This window comes from Pseudoalteromonas sp. BSi20439 (assembly GCF_000241165.1).
Lineage (GTDB): Bacteria > Pseudomonadota > Gammaproteobacteria > Enterobacterales > Alteromonadaceae > Pseudoalteromonas.
The window spans coordinates 1-19,454 of record NZ_BADW01000156.1 but is presented as its reverse complement, the minus strand read 5'-3'; the positions used below and the strand labels follow the sequence as shown (position 1 = coordinate 19,454).

General features: G+C 42.0%; 16 protein-coding genes and 1 pseudogene. 16 read left to right on the top strand and 1 reads right to left on the bottom strand.

Features of this window, described 5'->3' with window-relative positions:
* The first annotated feature begins 10 nt into the window (after positions 1-10).
* The 11 genes and pseudogenes from fabD to P20439_RS12620 all read left to right on the top strand — a co-directional run bounded on the left by fabD (position 11) and on the right by P20439_RS12620 (position 10,095).
* Entirely contained in the window at positions 11-937 is a 927-nt protein-coding gene (gene fabD / locus P20439_RS12670) for an ACP S-malonyltransferase (protein WP_008467403.1), read from the top strand.
* A gap of 11 nt (positions 938-948) precedes the next feature.
* A complete protein-coding gene (gene fabG / locus P20439_RS12665; RefSeq protein WP_008109872.1) occupies positions 949-1,695 on the top strand; it encodes a 3-oxoacyl-ACP reductase FabG in 747 nt (248 codons plus the stop codon).
* 250 nt (positions 1,696-1,945) lie between these two features.
* Positions 1,946-2,182 carry an acyl carrier protein gene (gene acpP, locus P20439_RS12660; RefSeq protein WP_008109873.1) on the top strand — a complete coding sequence of 79 codons (237 nt, stop codon included), beginning with the start codon at positions 1,946-1,948 and terminating at the stop codon, positions 2,180-2,182.
* Between the two features lie 275 nt (positions 2,183-2,457).
* Positions 2,458-3,696 carry a beta-ketoacyl-ACP synthase II gene (gene fabF / locus P20439_RS12655; protein WP_008109876.1) on the top strand — a complete coding sequence of 413 codons (1,239 nt, stop codon included), beginning with the start codon at positions 2,458-2,460 and terminating at the stop codon, positions 3,694-3,696.
* A gap of 68 nt (positions 3,697-3,764) precedes the next feature.
* Complete coding sequence (gene pabC, locus P20439_RS12650) at positions 3,765-4,562, top strand: aminodeoxychorismate lyase (RefSeq protein WP_008109878.1); 798 nt, start codon at positions 3,765-3,767, stop codon at positions 4,560-4,562.
* A pseudogene (gene mltG, locus P20439_RS12645) lies at positions 4,562-5,547 on the top strand (endolytic transglycosylase MltG). The gene pabC and the pseudogene mltG overlap by 1 nt, the downstream one beginning before the upstream one ends.
* A 5-nt stretch (positions 5,548-5,552) precedes the next feature.
* Complete coding sequence (tmk, locus tag P20439_RS12640) at positions 5,553-6,179, top strand: dTMP kinase (RefSeq protein WP_008467396.1); 627 nt, start codon at positions 5,553-5,555, stop codon at positions 6,177-6,179.
* 1 nt (position 6,180) lies between these two features.
* Positions 6,181-7,095 carry a DNA polymerase III subunit gene (locus tag P20439_RS12635; RefSeq protein ID WP_008467394.1) on the top strand — a complete coding sequence of 305 codons (915 nt, stop codon included), beginning with the start codon at positions 6,181-6,183 and terminating at the stop codon, positions 7,093-7,095.
* A 12-nt stretch (positions 7,096-7,107) separates the two neighbouring features.
* Positions 7,108-7,434, top strand: coding sequence for a PilZ domain-containing protein (locus P20439_RS12630; protein WP_008109887.1), 327 nt, complete (start codon positions 7,108-7,110; stop codon positions 7,432-7,434).
* Positions 7,435-7,451: 17 nt separating this feature from the next.
* Positions 7,452-8,231, top strand: coding sequence for a TatD family hydrolase (locus P20439_RS12625; RefSeq protein ID WP_008467392.1), 780 nt, complete (start codon positions 7,452-7,454; stop codon positions 8,229-8,231).
* 4 nt (positions 8,232-8,235) lie between these two features.
* Entirely contained in the window at positions 8,236-10,095 is a 1,860-nt protein-coding gene (locus tag P20439_RS12620) for an alkaline phosphatase D family protein (protein ID WP_008467391.1), read from the top strand.
* 345 nt (positions 10,096-10,440) lie between these two features.
* On the opposite strand, the gene rsmF is transcribed toward P20439_RS12620, so the two are convergent.
* Entirely contained in the window at positions 10,441-11,880 is a 1,440-nt protein-coding gene (gene rsmF, locus P20439_RS12615) for a 16S rRNA (cytosine(1407)-C(5))-methyltransferase RsmF (RefSeq protein WP_008109893.1), read from the bottom strand.
* Between the two features lie 264 nt (positions 11,881-12,144).
* Here rsmF and P20439_RS12610 point away from each other — a divergent pair, with 264 nt between their 5' ends.
* The 5 genes from P20439_RS12610 (at position 12,145) to prpF (ending at position 18,922) form a co-directional block, all read left to right on the top strand.
* Positions 12,145-12,858 carry a GntR family transcriptional regulator gene (locus P20439_RS12610; RefSeq protein ID WP_008467390.1) on the top strand — a complete coding sequence of 238 codons (714 nt, stop codon included), beginning with the start codon at positions 12,145-12,147 and terminating at the stop codon, positions 12,856-12,858.
* 119 nt (positions 12,859-12,977) lie between these two features.
* On the top strand, positions 12,978-13,856 hold the full coding sequence (gene prpB, locus P20439_RS12605) for a methylisocitrate lyase (RefSeq protein WP_008109898.1): 879 nt from the start codon (positions 12,978-12,980) through the stop codon (positions 13,854-13,856).
* Between the two features lie 25 nt (positions 13,857-13,881).
* The gene (gene prpC, locus P20439_RS12600) at positions 13,882-15,009 is read left to right on the top strand and encodes a 2-methylcitrate synthase (protein WP_008109902.1); all 1,128 of its coding nucleotides are present in this window, start codon (positions 13,882-13,884) and stop codon (positions 15,007-15,009) included.
* A 114-nt stretch (positions 15,010-15,123) separates the two neighbouring features.
* A complete protein-coding gene (gene acnD / locus P20439_RS12595; RefSeq protein ID WP_008109904.1) occupies positions 15,124-17,733 on the top strand; it encodes a Fe/S-dependent 2-methylisocitrate dehydratase AcnD in 2,610 nt (869 codons plus the stop codon).
* Between the two features lie 13 nt (positions 17,734-17,746).
* Complete coding sequence (gene prpF, locus P20439_RS12590; protein ID WP_008109905.1) at positions 17,747-18,922, top strand: 2-methylaconitate cis-trans isomerase PrpF; 1,176 nt, start codon at positions 17,747-17,749, stop codon at positions 18,920-18,922.
* Positions 18,923-19,454 lie beyond the last annotated feature (532 nt).

The window sequence follows — 19,454 nt, the reverse complement described above, 5'->3', positions numbered from 1 at the left end:
AGAGCAAACTATGGCACAAAAAATTGCACTTCTTTTTCCAGGTCAAGGCTCGCAAACTGTGGGTATGTTACAAGAGCTACTAGCTAGTTCTGACATAGTAAAAGCCACATTTGCAGAAGCTTCAACCGCACTTGGTTACGACCTAGCAGACCTTGTACTTAACGGTCCAGAAGAAAAACTAAATCAAACACACCGTACTCAGCCTGCACTATTAACCGCAAGCGTTGCTATTTATCGTCATTGGTTGGCTGCAAATCCAGATGCAGACGTCGTTATGGCAGGTCACAGCTTGGGTGAGTACTCAGCTTTGGTATGTAGCGATGTGCTCAGTTTAAGCGAAGCCGTAAAACTGGTTGAAAACCGCGGTTTATACATGCAAGAAGCCGTACCTGCTGGTGTAGGTTCTATGGCTGCAATTATTGGTTTAGGCGACGATGAAATTAAAGCCGCTTGTGCAGCAGCGGCACAAGGTGAAGTGGTTTCTCCAGTAAACTATAACTCGCCTGGTCAGGTTGTTATTGCCGGTCATAAAGATGCAGTTGATAGAGCCTCTGTTGCTTGTAAAGAAGCCGGAGCAAAACGAGCACTGCCATTATCTGTAAGTGTGCCGTCGCATTGTGAACTAATGAAACCAGCCGCAGAAAAATTAGCCGCCGATTTAGCCGCTTTAACATTTAATACACCTAAGTGTGATGTAATTAATAATGTTGATGTAAAAGCTGAAGGTTCAGCAGATGCAATTAAAGAGGCATTAGTGCGCCAGTTATATAGCCCAGTACGTTGGACCGAAACGGTACAGGCATTGGTTGCACAAGGCGTAACACAAAGTTATGAATTTGGTCCTGGTAAAGTACTAACCGGACTTGCAAAACGCATTGATAAAGCGATGGTGTGTGGCTCAGTAAATGACCTTGCATCAATCGATACAGCTAAATAAGAGTATATAATATGAGTAATTTATTTTCTTTAGAGGGCAAAGTTGTCCTGATCACTGGCGCTAGCCGTGGTATTGGTAAAGCTATTGCAAACACATTAGTAGCGCAAGGCGCAAAAGTAGCGGGCACGGCAACAAGCGAGTCGGGTGCGGCTAAAATTAGCGAATACTTAGGTGATAACGGTAAAGGTTATGCGTTAAACGTAACCGATCCTGCGTCAATTGAGGCGACATTAGCGGCAATTAAAGCTGATTTAGGTGATATTGATGTATTAGTAAATAATGCCGGTATTACGCGCGATAATTTATTAATGCGCATGAAAGAAAATGAGTGGGACGATATTATCGACACCAACCTAAGCTCTATCTTCCGTTTATCTAAGGCCGTACTTCGCCCAATGATGAAGAAAAAGAACGGCCGTATCATCAATATCGGCTCTGTAGTGGGAACTATGGGTAATGCGGGTCAAGCTAACTATGCGGCCGCTAAAGCGGGTGTTATCGGCTTTTCTAAGTCACTAGCGCGTGAAGTAGCGTCTCGTGGTATTACTGTTAACGTGGTTGCACCTGGTTTTATTCAAACAGACATGACCGATGATTTGACAGATGAGCAAAAAGCAGCAACGCTTGCAAACGTACCTGCGGGTCGTTTAGGTCAGCCAGATGAGATTGCAGCTGCAGTATGTTATTTAGCATCTGACGCCGCTGCGTATGTATCAGGTGAAACTTTGCATGTAAATGGTGCGATGTACATGGTTTAAGTTCGTAATACGAATTTAATAAACCAAAAATAGTATGCGGGTTTGCTAAAAAACATTGAATTTTTCGCAAACTTGCTTTAAACATACTTGAAATCGCTGTGAAAATAAGCGATAAAAGGTAAAATAAACACTCAACAGGTTTGACCAGCAAATTATTTATGGTCAAAAGATTGAATCAGAGAATTATCGGACGTAAACTACGCCGCAATCTGAAAATAACGCATTGGCGTTTTTAATAAAGGAAAGAAGAATGAGCGATATCCAAGAACGCGTAAAGAAAATTATCATCGAACAGCTAGGTGTTAAAGAAGAAGAAGTTAAAAACGAAGCTTCATTCGTTGATGACCTAGGTGCAGACTCTCTTGATACTGTTGAATTAGTAATGGCTCTTGAAGAAGAGTTTGACACTGAGATCCCAGATGAAGAAGCTGAAAAGATCACTACAGTACAATCTGCAATCGATTACGTTACAGCTCACGCTGAGTAATTAATCGCAAATTAAGGGCAGCATTCGCTGCCTTTAATCTTTATATCCAAACCACCTCAAAGTACATGATTCAATACCAAACCCTCACTCACTATCAGCAATTAAGTTGTTATTGCTCAGCGTTGATTATTGGTTTGAGACTCGCACTTTGAGGTAGCTTGGGTATGATCATCCCCAATACTAATAACATAACTAGCAACAGTAATAGTGTTAACGCTGAAATAAACTAAGCTAAGTTAATTGGTATAATAATAATTCCTTATTGGAGGCAAACCGTGGCTAAACGTCGTGTCGTCGTAACTGGCTTAGGAATGTTGACGCCGCTAGGCAATGATGTGCAATCAACCTGGCAAGGCTTATTAGATGGTAAAAGTGGTATTCAAAATATTACCCACTTTGATACATCAAAATTTGGTACTCACTTCGCTGGTTTAATCAATGATTTTGATGCATCGGCTTATATGTCGCCAAAAGATGCTAAAAAAATGGATTTATTTATCCAGTATGGCATTGCAGCGGGTGTTCAAGCTTTTCAAGATTCTGGCCTCGAAGTCACTGAGCAAAACGCAACACGTATTGGTGTAGCGGTAGGTTCAGGCATTGGTGGCTTAACCCTCATTGAAGAAAACCACATAAAATTATTAAACAGCGGTCCACGTAAGTTATCGCCGTTTTATGTACCGTCTACCATTATTAATATGATCTCGGGTCATTTATCTATAATGCACGGCCTACGCGGTCCTAATATTTCAATTGTGACAGCATGTACTACAGGTCTTCATAATATTGGCCATGCCGCACGTATGATTGCTTATGGCGATGCTGATGCAATGGTGGCCGGTGGCGCAGAAAAAGCGTGTACGCCAATTGGTATGGGTGGCTTTAATGCCGCTCGTGCGCTTTCAACGCGTAATGACGATCCACAAGCAGCGTCTCGCCCGTGGGATAAAGACCGTGATGGTTTCGTACTTTCCGATGGTGCCGGTGTGGTGGTTGTTGAAGAATACGAACACGCTAAAGCACGTGGCGCTAAAATTTATGCAGAGCTTGTTGGTTTTGGCATGAGTGGTGATGCTTATCACATGACCTCACCACCAGAAGATGGCGCAGGTGCCGCTCTGGCAATGGAAAACGCATTAAACGATGCGCAAGTAAATGCAGAGCAAGTTGGTTACATCAACGCACATGGTACGTCTACTCATGCGGGTGACAAAGCCGAAACATCAGCGGTTAAAACCATTTTTGGTGATTCAGCTAAAGATGTGATGGTAAGTTCATCAAAATCTATGATGGGTCACTTACTCGGAGCGGCAGGCTCTGTTGAGTCTATAGTGTCTATTTTATCGTTGACCGAGCAAAAAGTGACGCCAACAATTAACTTAGATAACCCAGACGAAGGCTGTGATTTAGATTACGTACCGCATACAGCACGTGACGCTAAACTTGATTACGCTTTGTGTAACTCATTTGGGTTTGGTGGTACTAATGGCTCGTTACTGTTTAAAAAGGTATAATCTTTTTTAACAACGAATGAGAATAAAAACCCAGTTGTTTAACTGGGTTTTTTTATGTGTAAAAAAATATGCAAACAATAATAACAGCAAGTGAAACCAGTAGCATAAGCACCCGTGATAGGGGCTTAAATTATGGCGATGGCTTTTTTACCACCGCAATGGTTACTGATGGACAAGTTGAGCATTGGGCTTATCATAAAGCACGTTTAATTGAATGTGCGCAGCGTTTGGGCTTTCCTGCACTTGAGTTTACTGCTCTTGAGTCGCAGATCACTCAGCAAGTAGCATCACTGGCGCAAGCGGTTATTAAAATAGTGGTAACGCGAGGCGAGGGCGGGCGAGGCTATGCGCCACCGAGTGAATGCAATTTAAACATTATTGTGAGTGTTTTACCTTATCCAGATCATTACAACAGCCTAACAGATTCGGGAATTAGCTTAGCTATTAGCCCGATTAAGTTGGCCGTTCAACCTCATTTAGCTGGGCTAAAAACCTTAAATAGGCTTGAACAAGTACTGGTCAAAAATGCTCTACAAACCCAGCACAGCGATGATGCGCTAGTGCTTGATTACAACAACAATGTAATAGAAACCTCAGCGGCTAATATTTTTGCAATAAAAAATCATAAAATATTTAGCCCAAGGCTGGATGAATGCGGCATTAAAGGTGTTTTTCTGCAATCTTTATGTGATAAATTAGCGGTTGAGTTTAAAACTGTCGGCGTTGATGAGCTTACCCAAGCAGACGCCGTATTTATATGTAACAGCTTAATGAAAATTGTGCCTGTAAAAAGTATAGACGAGCACTGTTTTGATATTGTGCATAGCCAATCATTACTAAACGAGTTACTAGCCAAGGAGGCTTAGTGTTAAAAGTTATATTATCAGTATTACTACTGGCTTTTTTTAGCTCAGTGATTGGCTACCAGCAATTACAAGCAACCATTGAAACGCCATTAAAGGTGGCGCAGAGCACTCAATTTGAAGTTAAAAAAGGCACCGGCTTTAATAAGTTGTGCCGTCAATGGCAGCAACAACAGTGGCTAGAAGACTGCTGGCGGTTTCAAATATTAGCTAAACTAGACCCTACCTTAACTGACTTAAAAGCGGGTTTGTACGAGTTAAGCGCGGATAGCGTGATCAACAATATAAAAAAATAAACCAAGGCGAGCAAGTTAGCTTTAGTTTTACCATCATTGAAGGCCAAGCACTTAGAGATATATTAAATGCATTAAGTACGGCATCACATTTACAAAACGATTTAAAACTCGAACAACTTGGCGAGCAAATAATCGGTAAGCAAACTCATCTTGAAGGGTGGCTATTTCCTGATACCTATCATTATCATAGTAACGATAATGCGAGTAGTTTATTAAAACGTGCTGCGCAAAAAATGCAGCAAACACTGGCAGATGCATGGCAGCAACGGGCAAGTGATTTACCTTACGACACCGCCTATGAAGCACTGATCATGGCTTCAATAATCGAAAAAGAAACCGCGCTTGCCAGCGAACGCCCGTTAATTGCTTCGGCGTTTATTAACCGCTTAAATACCAATATGCGCTTACAAACCGATCCTACCGTAATATATGGACTAGGCGAAGATTTTGACGGCGATATTAAACGTAAAGACTTGAGAAATTACACCCCGTATAATACCTATCGTATTAACGGATTACCGCCCACACCGATTGCCATGCCCTCCAAAGAAGCCATTTTAGCGGCAGTAAACCCGCCTAAAAGCGAGTATGTTTATTTTGTAGCCAAAGGCGATGGTAGTCATCAGTTTTCAACCACATTAAAACAACATAATGCGGCGGTTAACCGGTATATTTTAAATAAAAAGAATTAGTATTTATGAAACCAAAATTTATAGTTATAGAAGGCCTAGAAGGCGCGGGTAAATCAACCGCTATAGCCCTGTGCCAAGACTTTTTAAACCATCACCATGTTGACTTTATTAATGTACGCGAACCCGGTGGAACACCACTGGCTGAATCGTTACGTACCTTAGTAAAAGCAGAGCACCAAGAAGAAATTGCTTTTGAAACTGAGCTGCTAATTATGTATGCAGCGCGTTCACAGCTAATGCATAATGTGATCAATCCGGCACTAAAGCAAGGGCAGTGGGTATTAGCCGATCGTCACGATCTATCGTCACAGGCCTATCAAGGCGGCGGGCGAGGAATAAGTGCAAATACCTTAGCATCGTTATCGTCTATGGTGTTAAAAGGCTTAAAACCCGATTTAACCATATACCTAGATATTGACCCTGTTATTGGCCTTGAACGTGCAAAAGGTCGCGGCCAGTTAGACAGAATTGAGCAAGAAGCCATTGAGTTTTTTCAGCGCACCCGTATGCGTTACATTGAGCTTGCAAATGATGACGACAGCATAAAAACAGTCGATGCCAACCAAAGCATTGATAAAGTGCATCGTGATATTACCAATGTACTACGCACGTTTTTTTCAGGGTTAAAATAATATGGCATTGCCGTGGCTTAATGAGGTAGAGCAACGCTTAACTCAGAGCTATAAAGCGCAGCGTTTTCATCATGCGCAGCTGTTTTGCGGGCCTATTGGGGTTGGCAAATTTGAGCTAAGTGAGCAACTAGCAAATAGTTTGTTATGCCAAAACACCCAAGCACAGTTAAGTAGTCCAAATAGTGTGTTAAGCCCTTGTGGGCAATGTAAAAGTTGTTCATTAAACTTAGCGGGTACACACCCAGACAAGCGCATTACCCAAGTGGAAGGGCAAAGCATAGGTGTTGATGATATTCGCGGCATAAGCGATTTTATGCATCAGTCTGCGGCGCAAAATGGCAATAAAGTGGCAATTATCGAAAACTGCGAAAAAATGACCACCGCAGCCGCTAATGCGTTATTAAAAACCCTTGAAGAGCCAAGTAATAGTCGGTTTTTAATTTTGACAACCAGCCAAGTGGCGCAATTACCTGCCACTATTTTAAGTCGCTGTGCTAAAACTGAGGTTAAAGTAACCAATAACCAATTAGCACAACAATGGTTAAGTAGTTTGGATGTGCCTAACTATCCGTGGTTGTCGTTATTTTATAGCCAACCACTGCAAGTAAAGCAGTGGCAACAGCAAAATCAGCTTGAAAACATTGATACGCTTTATAAATTTGCAACTGAGTTTAAACAAAGCCATAATTTCAATGCGTTAGTCGACATAATAAATAAACAGCCTGAGCTTGTGCGTATTTTTACCTTATTTTTAAGTGAGCAGCTCAAACAACAGCTGTTAAATGGCATGAGTTTTGAAGCTTACCAAGTTGCTCAGCAAGCGCTGAATGATTTTTTACAGAATAATATACAAATACTTGGGCTAAATTTACCGCTTGCGGTATCACGACTAGCGTATACATTACGTAATCAATAAAAAGGACTAGATATGCAAGAGCTATTAGTAGATATAGACGACCTTGACGAACTATATCGCTGTTATATGCCTTTTTTAAAAAAAGGTGGGTTATTTGTACGCACCAATATGCGCTATGAACCCGGGTATTCACTTGCCTTACGCGTTACCTTGCCTGACGCGCTAGAAGATGACGTGGTAACCGGAAAGGTTACGTGGATCACTCCGCAAGGCGCTCAGAGCTCAAATCCACCAGGGATCGGCATTAGCTTTTTAGATGATAAAACAAACCTAAACGCGAAGATCGAAAAACTGCTGGGGACTATGTTAAACTCCGGCAATCCAACTTATACCATGTAGTAAAAACAGGCCTTATTTTGATTGTAGATTCTCATTGCCATTTAGACCGTCTTGATTTTGATAAACTCGATTTAAACCTAGACCAAGTACTTGATAACGCTCGCGCCAAAAAAGTAGAACATTTTTTATGTGTAAGCGTCACGCTTGATCAATTCCCCAATATGCTAGAGCAAATAAAACATCACAACGACGTGTCTGCGTCATGTGGCGTGCACCCGCTCGATCAAAAAGACGCGCTTAATAAACAGCAATTAATTAACTTAGCCTCACACGACAAAGTAGTGGCGATTGGCGAAACTGGGCTCGATTATTACTACGCAAAAGACACCCATGCCGTACAACAAGCGAGCTTTGTTGGCCATATTGAGGTGGCAAATGAATTACAAAAGCCACTTATTATTCATACCCGTGACGCCCGTGCCGACACCATTAACTTAATGCGTGAACACAAAGCAGAAAATTGCGGCGGGGTACTGCATTGTTTCACCGAAGATTGGGATATGGCCAAAAAAGCCATTGATATGGGTTTTTATATTTCTATTTCAGGCATTGTGACCTTTAAAAATGCGGTAGAGCTTAAAGAGGTGGTAAAGCAAATCCCTCTCGATCGACTGCTTATAGAAACCGACTCGCCGTATTTAGCGCCAGTACCGTACCGTGGTAAAACCAACCAGCCAGCGTATGTTGAAGACGTGGCTTATTACATTAGTGAACTCAAAGGCATTAGCTTTAACGAGTTGGCAAAAGCCACCACTGATAATTTTTACTCTTTATTTAAATTAGCAGCTAAAGGCTAACCTCATGACAACTCTCTCGGTGCAACACCCGCTATTACTTATGGGGCCCATGGTGCGCCGAGCAGAAAAAACCGCACTCTGTATTCAGTTTGCTACTGCAAAGCCAGTAAATTGCCGTATAGAGCTAATTGGTCACGAATGTTACAGCGAACAAGACACCATAAGGCTTGGGGAATATTTATTCTTACAGTTTGTGGTTATTAAACCCATAAACAGCCAATTCCCACGCGATACCTTATTACCTTACCAGCTATTTTTTGATGACAGCCCGGTTGATTTATCTGCGTTTAGCTTTAACAATCAGCCATTACCTGAATTTGTGATCCCCAAAAAGTTGACGCAAATACTACATGGCTCGTGTCGTAATGCGCATCACCCTGCAAAAGACAGCCTAGTAAGTTCAAGCCATTGGCAAGCTGTACAACGAAGTAATGAGCAGCAGGGGGCACAGTTATTATTGCTTTCGGGCGATCAGGTATACGCCGACGATGTAGCAGGGCCTATGTTATTAGCAATACATCAGCTGATTAAACACTTAGGCATATATAAAGAACAGCCACTTAATTTAGATTTACCCGCTGATATTGCAGAGCAACTATATGGTCGCCATTACTTGTTGCCGACTACCTCATGGAAAAAGCGTTCTAAATTAGGCATTGGCTATTGGTTAAAAAAGGACGAACCGCATTTTTCCAGTGTTAAAGCTTATAATCATCTGATTCATTTTGAAGAGTTCGTAGCGCTGTATTTACTCAATTTTAGTAGCCAAGCATGGCAATACATTGACCTAAATAACTTAAGTTACTCAGGTGGTAACGAAAAAAATCAAACGCTATTTAATGCAGAAAAAACCGCATTAATTGACTATGCACAAGGTTTAGCAGAGGTAGAGCGGTTATTTTCTAATGTATCTACCTTAATGATGTTTGATGATCATGATGTAACCGATGATTGGAACCTAACCGCAGGTTGGGAGCAAGCCATTAACCAAAACCCTAGCAGCAAGCGTATTGTAAATAATGGCTTAGCAAGCTATTGGCTGTTTCAAGGAATGGGTAACGACGCACTACATAAAACCGGATCGTTACTTAGCCCCTTTAACGACTGTTTAGCTGGTGATAAGCAGTGGCAATTTAAAAGCTTTGATAAGCACCTGAACGACTTTAGCCATTGGCATTATGAGCTAATGACCATTCCTAAAGTGGTGGTGCTCGATACCCGTACGCATCGCTGGCGTAACGAGCAAAACTTTAATGAACCTTCAGGCTTACTCGATTGGGAGCGCCTCACAGAGCTTGAAGAAAGCCTATTAAGCCATGACCAAGTAATTATTGTATCGCCCGCTCCCGTGTTTGGGGTTAAATCGATAGAGGCAATTCAAGCGTTGTTTAATATGTGTGGGCAACCACTGATGGTTGATGTAGAAAACTGGATGGCGCACGAAGGCTCAGCCAAAAAGCTACTCAATACTTTTAGACGCACCGACACCCCAAATGAAACACTGATATTATCGGGCGACGTACACTATTCATTTTGTTTTTCGGTGCAAAAGCGTTTTGGCGATCATCCCAACAGAATTTGGCAACTGACTGCAAGTGGCATTAAAAATGAGTTTCCGCGAAAGCTAATAAATGTACTCGACAAGCTCGACTCTATTTTATACGGCCCTAAAAGCCCACTTAACTTTTTTACCAAACGCTGGCACATGGAAGTAGATAAACACCAAACCAAAGGCAAAGGACAAAAGTACCTAGTAAGCGATTCAGCCATTAGCTTAGTCACGCTTGAAGCGGGAAATTTAGCAAGGTACCAATTAATCCACGGCGACGGCCACACCACCGAATTTGATTTAGAAGAACAGTAATTTAAATACAGGTATTAGATAGTTGACATCATTTGTATACGCAGGGCTTGCTCGAGTTAGAAGCAAAGCTACCCTTTATGTATAACTCAATTAACACTCCAGTTATGTAAGCTTTTTCCAAGACAAAAAAAGACCCAGAGCTATAAGGAACTCTGGGTTATAGAGGGGCTCATATGTGAGCCCTGCGCTAACTAAAGACACTTTCAGATTCTTAGGGAGAAGAAGAAAGTTATTTAAGTATAGTCAAAAGCTTCAAAAACACATACTTTTGTTTGTTTTTTATACTGCAATAATTACAGTGGGTTACAATTGTTATGCACATCTTTATTACACTTAAGCTAGGGTTTACTCCCAGTTTATTAACTGCGTATTTTGCACTAAATCTCGAGGTAGTGAGTTTTTAACCTTATTTTTTTGCCATTTACCTAAGCCAATCGGGCAATCACATAAAGTTAATATTACTTCACCCGTTGCCTTAACAACGTCATCCAAACGAATGTCTTTGCCATTAAAGTAATCGCTGGCTTGTTGATTGGTTAATTCCAGTACATTACTTTTACATTGCTTACCAAATACGGTGGCAAACTCGTGAGCGAGGCGCACGCCGTTTTTATGAATAACGCCTACCTGAATACCTAACCGCGCGTATTTTATTTTATTTTGTACCGCTTCAAATTCATTTGGGAACAGCCAAAGCTCTTTGTCGCGCTGCATTAAAGTACCTGGCAGGCTTGTTAAACCAAATTGCTTTTTGAGGGAGCTCATAAACGCATCTTGCTGTTTACTGTCAAAGTGGTTAAACGGGAATGCCCCTTTTTTCACTTTAATGTTTTGGTTTTCGCAGCTGCTGTGCTTTTTAAATTTAGCAATAAAAAAGCCTTCACTATCGAAGGTTTGCGGCCATACATGCAAATAGCCTTGCTCAGTGGTGGCCTTTTCGGCCCCAGGGAAAAGGTCATTTAAAGGCTCTGGCGTAATGTATTCGCCAAATTCCTCCAGCAATGCATCACACACTTGTTGGTTTTCGAGAGGGGTTAATGTACAGGTTGAATAGACCAGTGTACCGCCAGGTTTAAGTGCATAAAATGCGCTTTTAATCAGATCTTTTTGTACTTGGGCAATAGTAATGTTTGATTCGATAGACCAATTTTTTAGTGCATCACTGTCTTTACGAACCGTGCCTTCACCCGAGCAGGGGGCATCAAGCAAAATACTATCAAAGCATTCAAACATGTAATTACCAAATACCACGCCATCAAAATGCGATAACGCACAATTACCAACCCCCATTCGCTTTAGCGTGGCACTGAGTACTTTTAAGCGCGATGACGACAGCTCATTTGCAACCAAAACACCTTGATTGTTCATTAGTGCAGCTAGTTGTGAGGTTTTAGAACCCGGTGCAGAGGCCATATCGAGTACTGTGTTACTGGTTTTAAGGCTGTGCTTTAATGCCATTGGCGGCAACATTGAGCTTGCCTCTTGTACGTACATTGCGCCACTTAAATGTAAATCGGTATTGCCCAGCGCTAAATTTTGCTCTTCATCATTTGGGCGCTCAAGCCAAAAACCTTCATCGCACCAGGGTATGGCAGTGAGTTGCCAATTTTTTTGAGCTGCGTGGCGTTTAAATTCTTCAACACTCATTTTTAAAGTATTAACGCGAACAGACTTACGTAAAGGTCGACGACAGGCATTTAAAAAATCATCTAATGTAAGGTGATCAGGCAGATAAGTTTTTACGTCGTCAATAAATTGCTCTGGGATATAAGTGTTAGCGTCCACGATTTGGCTCATACAATAAAATTAAAGCCGGATAATAGCATTTTTAACGCTTTTTTTCAGTGTTAAAAATGAAAGAGTAACCCTTTTAAAGTGTCGACACCTTATTCAGTAAAGCGGTTTAAACACTATTTTTTATTATACTTTTAGCTAATGCTGTCGACAATATGGTGGTTTTTTATTCATTTTCAGTGTTTTCAGGGTTGACAGTGTAGGTTAATAAGCACATAGTTAAACCATAAATTGTCGACAATATAAAAATACTTTATGACACATCACTTTTTAAACGACACCGCAGTAACAACCGCTTCCGATAAAGTGTTTGTAGATATGCGCCGCGAGATAGTAGAAGGCAGCATTGCACAAGGCAGTAAAATATCAGAGCCAGAACTGGCAAAGCGTTATGGTGTAAGCCGTGCAACCCTTAGAGAGGCATTAAACTGTTTAGAAAGTTGTTATTTAGTTGAGCGCAAAGCCAATATAGGTTGTCGTGTTGTTGCATTAACCGCAGAGCGTTTAATTGAGGTGTATCAGGTGCGCAGTGCCCTTGAAGGACTTGCATGTAGGTTAGCTGCCGACAATATGGCAGCCGATGAAGTACAAAGCTTGAAACAATTACTTAATCAGCATTTGCAAACTCAGCGTGTTAAAGAAGGTGAGTCGTACTATCAAGAAGCAGGCGACTTAGACTTTCATTATCGAATCATCAAAGGCAGTAAAAACGCTCATTTAATACATTTGTTATGCCACGACCTGTACCAGTTAATAAGAATGTACCGTGTACAAATGGGTATGGTTGGGCCACGCGTATCGAAAGCGTTTGACGAACATTTAGCGATTATAAACGCCATAGAAAACCATGATGGTGAGCTGGCCGAAATGCTAATGAAGCGCCATATAAGCGCTTCTCAAGCGAATATACAAACAAAATTTGATGGATATCAATCAGTACAAGCCACTCAAAATGAAATGGCTAACTAGGGTCTGTTGACCTTTGCGGATTAAACCCTGAAAGGTCAATAGACCCTAATACAGATGTCACATTTTTAAAAAATACTAAGCTGCCAAAGAGCAGCCCCGTTCAAAGTTAGGAGAAGGTAATGTCAGCAGGATTAAAATTTAAACAGGCAATTGCAAATAACCACCCGTTACAGGTTGTGGGTACTATAAACGCGTATACCGCGATGATGGCTGAAAAAATGGGTCATCAAGCTATTTACTTGTCGGGGGCGGGTGTGGCTAATGCCTCATTTGGTATGCCAGATTTAGGCATGACCAGCCTTGATAACGTACTTGAAGATATTCGCCGTATTACCGGTGCGAGCGATTTACCATTATTAGTTGATGCCGATACAGGTTGGGGCGGGGCGTTTAATATTGCCCGTACCGTTAAAGAAATGACCAAAGCGGGTGCAGCAGGCTTTCATATTGAAGACCAAGTAGCGCAAAAGCGTTGTGGCCATCGTCCTAATAAAGAAATCGTTACCCAAGCTGAAATGGTTGACCGTATTAAAGCCGCAGTAGATGCAAAAACCGATAGCGATTTTTACATTATGGCGCGTACTGATGCATTTCAAAAAGAAGGCTTAAACGCAGCAATAGACCGTGCAGCAGCTTGTGTTGAAGCGGGTGCCGATGCCATTTTTGCAGAAGCCGTTCATGACCTTGCTGATTACCAAGCATTTAGCAAAGCGATTAATGTGCCGATTTTAGCCAACATTACCGAGTTTGGCCAAACCCCAATTTACACCAAAGAGCAGTTAAGCGATGTAGGTGTAGAAATGGTGCTTTACCCATTAAGTGCCTTTAGAGCAATGAACAAAGCGGCGCTTAATGTGTATTCGGCTATTTTGAATGAAGGGTCGCAACAAAGCCAAATTGAAAACATGCAAACGCGTGCAGAGCTTTACGACTTTTTAGATTATCACTCGTACGAAAACACGCTAGATAACCTTTTTTCAGCAAAATCTGACAAATAATAAAAAATTCAACAGGAGACAAATCATGGTAGATAAAGCATTAGGTGGCGCAGGCTTACGTGGCCAAGTAGCAGGACAAACAGCATTATGTACAGTAGGGCAAACAGGCTCAGGTTTAACTTACTGTGGTTACGACATTAGCGAACTGGCTGAAAAAGCGCAGTTTGAAGAAGTGTCGTTTTTACTTTCTCGCGGCGAGTTACCAACATCAAGTGAATTGGCAGAGTACAAAGCTAAACTTAAAAGTTTACGCGGTTTACCAGAGGCACTAAAAACAGTGCTTGAGAACATTCCTAAAGACGCACACCCAATGGATGTAATGCGTACAGGCTGTTCTATGTTAGGTAACCTTGAAATGGAAAACGACTTTAGCGAAGCAAACGATGCGATTGATCGCATGGTGGCAATTTTTCCAAGTATTATTTGTTATTGGTATCGTTTTACCCATGACGGTGTTCGCATTGAAACACAAACTGATGATGATTCAGTAGGCGCACACTTTTTAACGCTATTACACGATAAAGCGCCAAGTGAATTATTTGCACAAGTGATGAATGTATCACTAATTTTGTACGCAGAGCATGAGTTTAATGCCTCTACCTTTACCGGTCGTGTGTGTGCGTCAACGCTTTCTGATATTCACTCATGTGTTACTGGTGCAATTGGTACCTTACGTGGCCCACTGCATGGTGGTGCAAACGAAGCCGCAATGGATATGATTGAAAGCTTTAGTAGTGCTGATCAAGCTGAAGACGCGCTTATGGGCATGCTTGAGCGTAAAGATAAAATTATGGGCTTTGGTCACGCTATTTACCGTGAGTCGGATCCGCGTAATGTAATTATTAAAAAATGGTCTGAAAAATTAGCGGCAGAAGTGGGTGACGATGTACTTTACCCGGTATCAGTTCGCTGTGAAGAAGTAATGTGGCGTGAGAAGAAGTTATTCTGTAATGCTGACTTTTTCCATGCATCGGCGTATCACTTTATGGGTATTCCTACTAAGTTGTTTACGCCTATCTTTGTAATGAGCCGTGTAACCGGTTGGACAGCTCACGTAAAAGAGCAGCGCGCAAATAACCGTATTATTCGCCCAAGTGCTGATTACACAGGGCCAGATGCGCGTAGCTACACGCCAATTGAATCAAGAGGCTAATTAGTTAGCGTTTAAGGTGAGCCTAGCTCACCTTTTATTGTTTATAGCGCTGATGATTACTCATTTTAGCGCTTTTACCTTGTTCATCCCCGTCACCAAATTAGCGAATTTATTATGACCATTATTAATAACACCCAATACCGTAAGCCATTACCAGGCTCAAATGTAGATTATTACGATACCCAAGCCGCGGTAGATGCCATTAAACCGGGCGCTTACGCCACACTGCCTTACAGTTCGCGTGTTTTTGCCGAAAACTTAGTGCGCCGCTGTGAGCCTGATATGTTAACCGATGCGCTTAGCCAAATTATTGAGCGCAAGCAGGATTTAGACTTTCCGTGGTATCCGGCACGCGTTGTATGTCACGATATTTTAGGGCAAACCGCTTTAGTTGATTTAGCGGGCCTGCGCGATGCTATTGCTGCAAAAGGCGGCGATCCTGCAAAAGTAAATCCGGTTGTACCGACTCAACTGATTGTTGACCACTCATTAGCTGTTGAGCACGCAGGTTTTGATCCCGATGCATTTGAAAAAAACCGCGCCATTGAAGATAGACGCAACGATGACCGTTTTCATTTTATAAACTGGACCAAAACCGCGTTTAAAAATATTGATGTGATCCCACCGGGTAATGGCATCATGCATCAAATTAACCTTGAAAAAATGTCACCGGTCATTCAAAATCGTGACGGTATTGCATTCCCAGACACGCTAGTAGGTACCGACAGCCATACACCGCATGTTGATGCATTAGGTGTTATTGCTGTTGGCGTAGGCGGCCTGGAAGCCGAAAGTGTAATGCTAGGGCGCGCATCGTACATTCGTTTACCCGATATTGTGGGTGTAGAGCTTACCGGTAAACGCCAACCGGGTATAACTGCAACCGATATTGTATTGGCTATTACCGAATTTTTACGTGAGCAACGAGTGGTATCGACTTACCTCGAGTTTTACGGTGAAGGGGCTGATGCACTAACCCTGGGTGACAGAGCAACTATTTCGAACATGACTCCGGAATTTGGCGCAACCGCGGCTATGTTCTACATCGACGATAAAACGATTGATTACTTACGTTTAACAGGTCGCGATGAAGAGCAAATTGCACTAGTAGAAAACTACGCTAAAACAGCAGGGCTATGGAGCGACAGCTTAAAAACAGCGCATTACGATCGTGTACTTAAATTTGATTTATCAAGTGTAGGGCGCAACATTGCAGGGCCTTCAAATCCGCATCGTCGTGTATCTACTAGCGATTTAGCGGCGCAAGGTATTTCGGGTGTTGTTGAAAACGAAGAAGGTTTAATGCCAGATGGCGCCTGTATTATTGCCGCGATTACTAGCTGTACTAATACCAGTAATCCGCGCAATGTGATTGCTGCAGGTTTGTTAGCCCGTAACGCCAATGCAAAAGGTTTAATGCGTAAACCTTGGGTTAAAACCTCATTGGCGCCGGGTTCAAAAGCAGTGCAATCGTACCTTGAGGATGCAAAATTATTACCAGAACTAGAACAACTTGGTTTTGGTATTGTGGGTTTTGCCTGTACTACCTGTAACGGCATGAGTGGTGCACTAGACCCTAAAATTCAACAAGAAGTGATTGACCGCGACCTATACGCAACGGCTGTGCTTTCGGGCAACCGAAATTTTGATGGCCGAATTCATCCTTATGCTAAGCAAGCATTTTTAGCGTCTCCACCGCTTGTGGTTGCTTATGCAATTGCCGGTACCATCCGTTTTGATATAGAAAAAGATATCCTTGGTAAAGATCAGCAAGGTAACGATGTAACCTTAAAAGATTTATGGCCATCTGATGAAGAAATAGATGCAGTGATCAAGCAAAGTGTTAAGCCTGAGCAGTTTAGAAAAGTATACGAGCCAATGTTTAACTTAACCGTTGATTACGGCGAAGATAACGACCCATTATACGATTGGCGTCCAGAAAGCACCTATATTCGCCGCCCTCCTTATTGGGAAGGGGCATTAGCAGGTGAGCGCAGCATGAGTGGTATGCGTGCATTAGCGGTACTGGGCGATAACATTACAACCGATCATTTATCACCTTCTAATGCGATTATGGCAAGTAGCGCTGCAGGTGAATACTTAACTAAAATGAACGTACCAGAAGAAGACTTTAACTCGTATGCTACCCACCGAGGCGATCACTTAACCGCGCAGCGCGCTACATTTGCAAACCCTAAACTATTGAACGAAATGGTATTGGATGAAAACGGCGAAGTGAAGCAAGGTTCGTACGCGCGCATAGAGCCTGAGGGTAAAAACACGCGTATGTGGGAAGCCATCGAAACCTACATGCAACGTAAGCAACCGCTCATTATTGTTGCAGGTGCTGACTATGGTCAAGGTTCGTCTCGCGATTGGGCAGCAAAGGGCGTAAGGCTTGCAGGTGTTCAGGTTATTGCAGCTGAAGGGTTTGAGCGTATTCACCGTACTAATCTCATTGGTATGGGTGTGCTACCACTGGAATTTGCTGCAGGTACAACCCGCAAAACACTTAACCTAGATGGTAGCGAAAGCTATGATGTAAAAGGCGAACCAGCACCAGGGGCAACTTTAGAATTAGTGATCACCCGTAAAAATGGTGAAGTAGTCACTGTGCCAATGAAATGCCGATTAGATACGCAAGAAGAGCTTTCTATTTATGCTGCAGGCGGTGTATTGCAACGCTTTGCACAAGACTTTTTAGAAGCAACGCAAGCATCATAAGGATATAAAACAGATGTTTAAACCACAAATTAAAGTGCCAGCGACCTATATGCGTGGCGGCACCAGTAAAGGCGTGTTTTTTAATTTAACCGATTTACCCGCACCTGCCCAAGTGGCAGGTGAGGCGCGCGATAACTTATTACTGCGCGTTATTGGTAGCCCCGATCCTTATGGTAAACAAACTGATGGTATGGGTGGCGCAACCTCAAGCACTAGTAAAACCGTTATTTTAAGTAAAAGTGAACAGCCCGATCATGATGTTGATTATTTATTTGGGCAAGTTGCTATCGATAAGCCATTCGTTGATTGGAGTGGTAACTGCGGCAATTTAACCTCTGCTGTGGGCGCATTTGCCATTAGCAATGGTTTAGTTGATAAAAGCAGAGTGCCTGATAATGGTATTGCTATTGTGCGTGTATGGCAGGCGAACATTAAAAAAAGCATTTTAGTGCATGTACCAATGAGCAACGCTCAAGTACAAGAAACCGGTGACTTTGAGTTAGATGGTGTTACCTTTCCTGCTGCTGAAGTAAAGCTGGAATTTATTGACCCTGCTGATGGTGATGGTGCGTTATTCCCAACAGGCAATGTGGTAGATGACTTAGAAGTGCCAGGCGTGGGCACGTTAAAAGCAACCATGATCAATGCCGGTATTCCGACTATTTTTGTAAATGCAGCGGATATTGGTTACACCGGTACAGAGCTGCAAGATGATATTAATAGCGATAATGCGGCGTTAACTATGCTTGAAAGCATTCGTGCCCATGGCGCGGTAAAAATGGGCTTAATTAAGAATATTAATGAAGCGCAAGCACGCCAACATACACCTAAAGTGGCTTTTGTTGCTCCAGCAAAAGACTACACAGCCTCAAGTGGTAAGCACATCAATGCCAGCGATATAAGTATATTGGTTCGTGCCATGTCGATGGGTAAGTTACATCATGCCATGATGGGCACTGCCGCGGTTGCTATTGGTACAGCGGCCGCGATAGAAGGCACCTTAGTTAATGCTGCCGCTGGTGGCGGAGCCATTAATGAAGTTAATTTTGGTCACCCTTCTGGCACATTAAAAGTGGGTGCAGAGGCGGTTGTTACACATGGCCAATGGCAGGTTAGCAAAGCTAGTATGAGCCGCAGCGCTCGTGTATTAATGGAAGGTGTCGTACGAACCCCACTTATTCAATTGTAATATATTTTTTATTATTCTTCTTAAAATGCCAATCAGGTTTACCGATTGGCATCCTACACTTTAAGTTTTAAAGGCACCAAACACTTAAACTCAAGCCTTAATTTCCCCCCCTTAAATACGTTAAATAAAGTTTGTTAGTTCTCAAGCTCTAATTTACCCACTATTAAAATCTCTACTTTTATAAATAAGCTTTTAAATACTCAGTGTTTGTTTTTTTTGCTTTATATCCCTGAGTCACTTGAAGAATAAGATTAACAGACTAGATTATATCTAGGGTATGTTTTTCTGTTAATAAAATGTTTTTGATTGTGTTTTATATAGCGCTAAAGTATTGAGTAAAAAATAAATCTTTATGCTCGTTGTTTCTTTGATTTACGCATAACACTATCTGCTTTAGGATTTTATTATCATTTATCAATATATTAGAGAGCTTAGATTTTCTCTAAAGGATGTACATTACTAATAAATCTATTACTCGTAATAGGCTATCAAGGAGAAATAAATGACAAAGCGCATAATCAAAGTCACACCG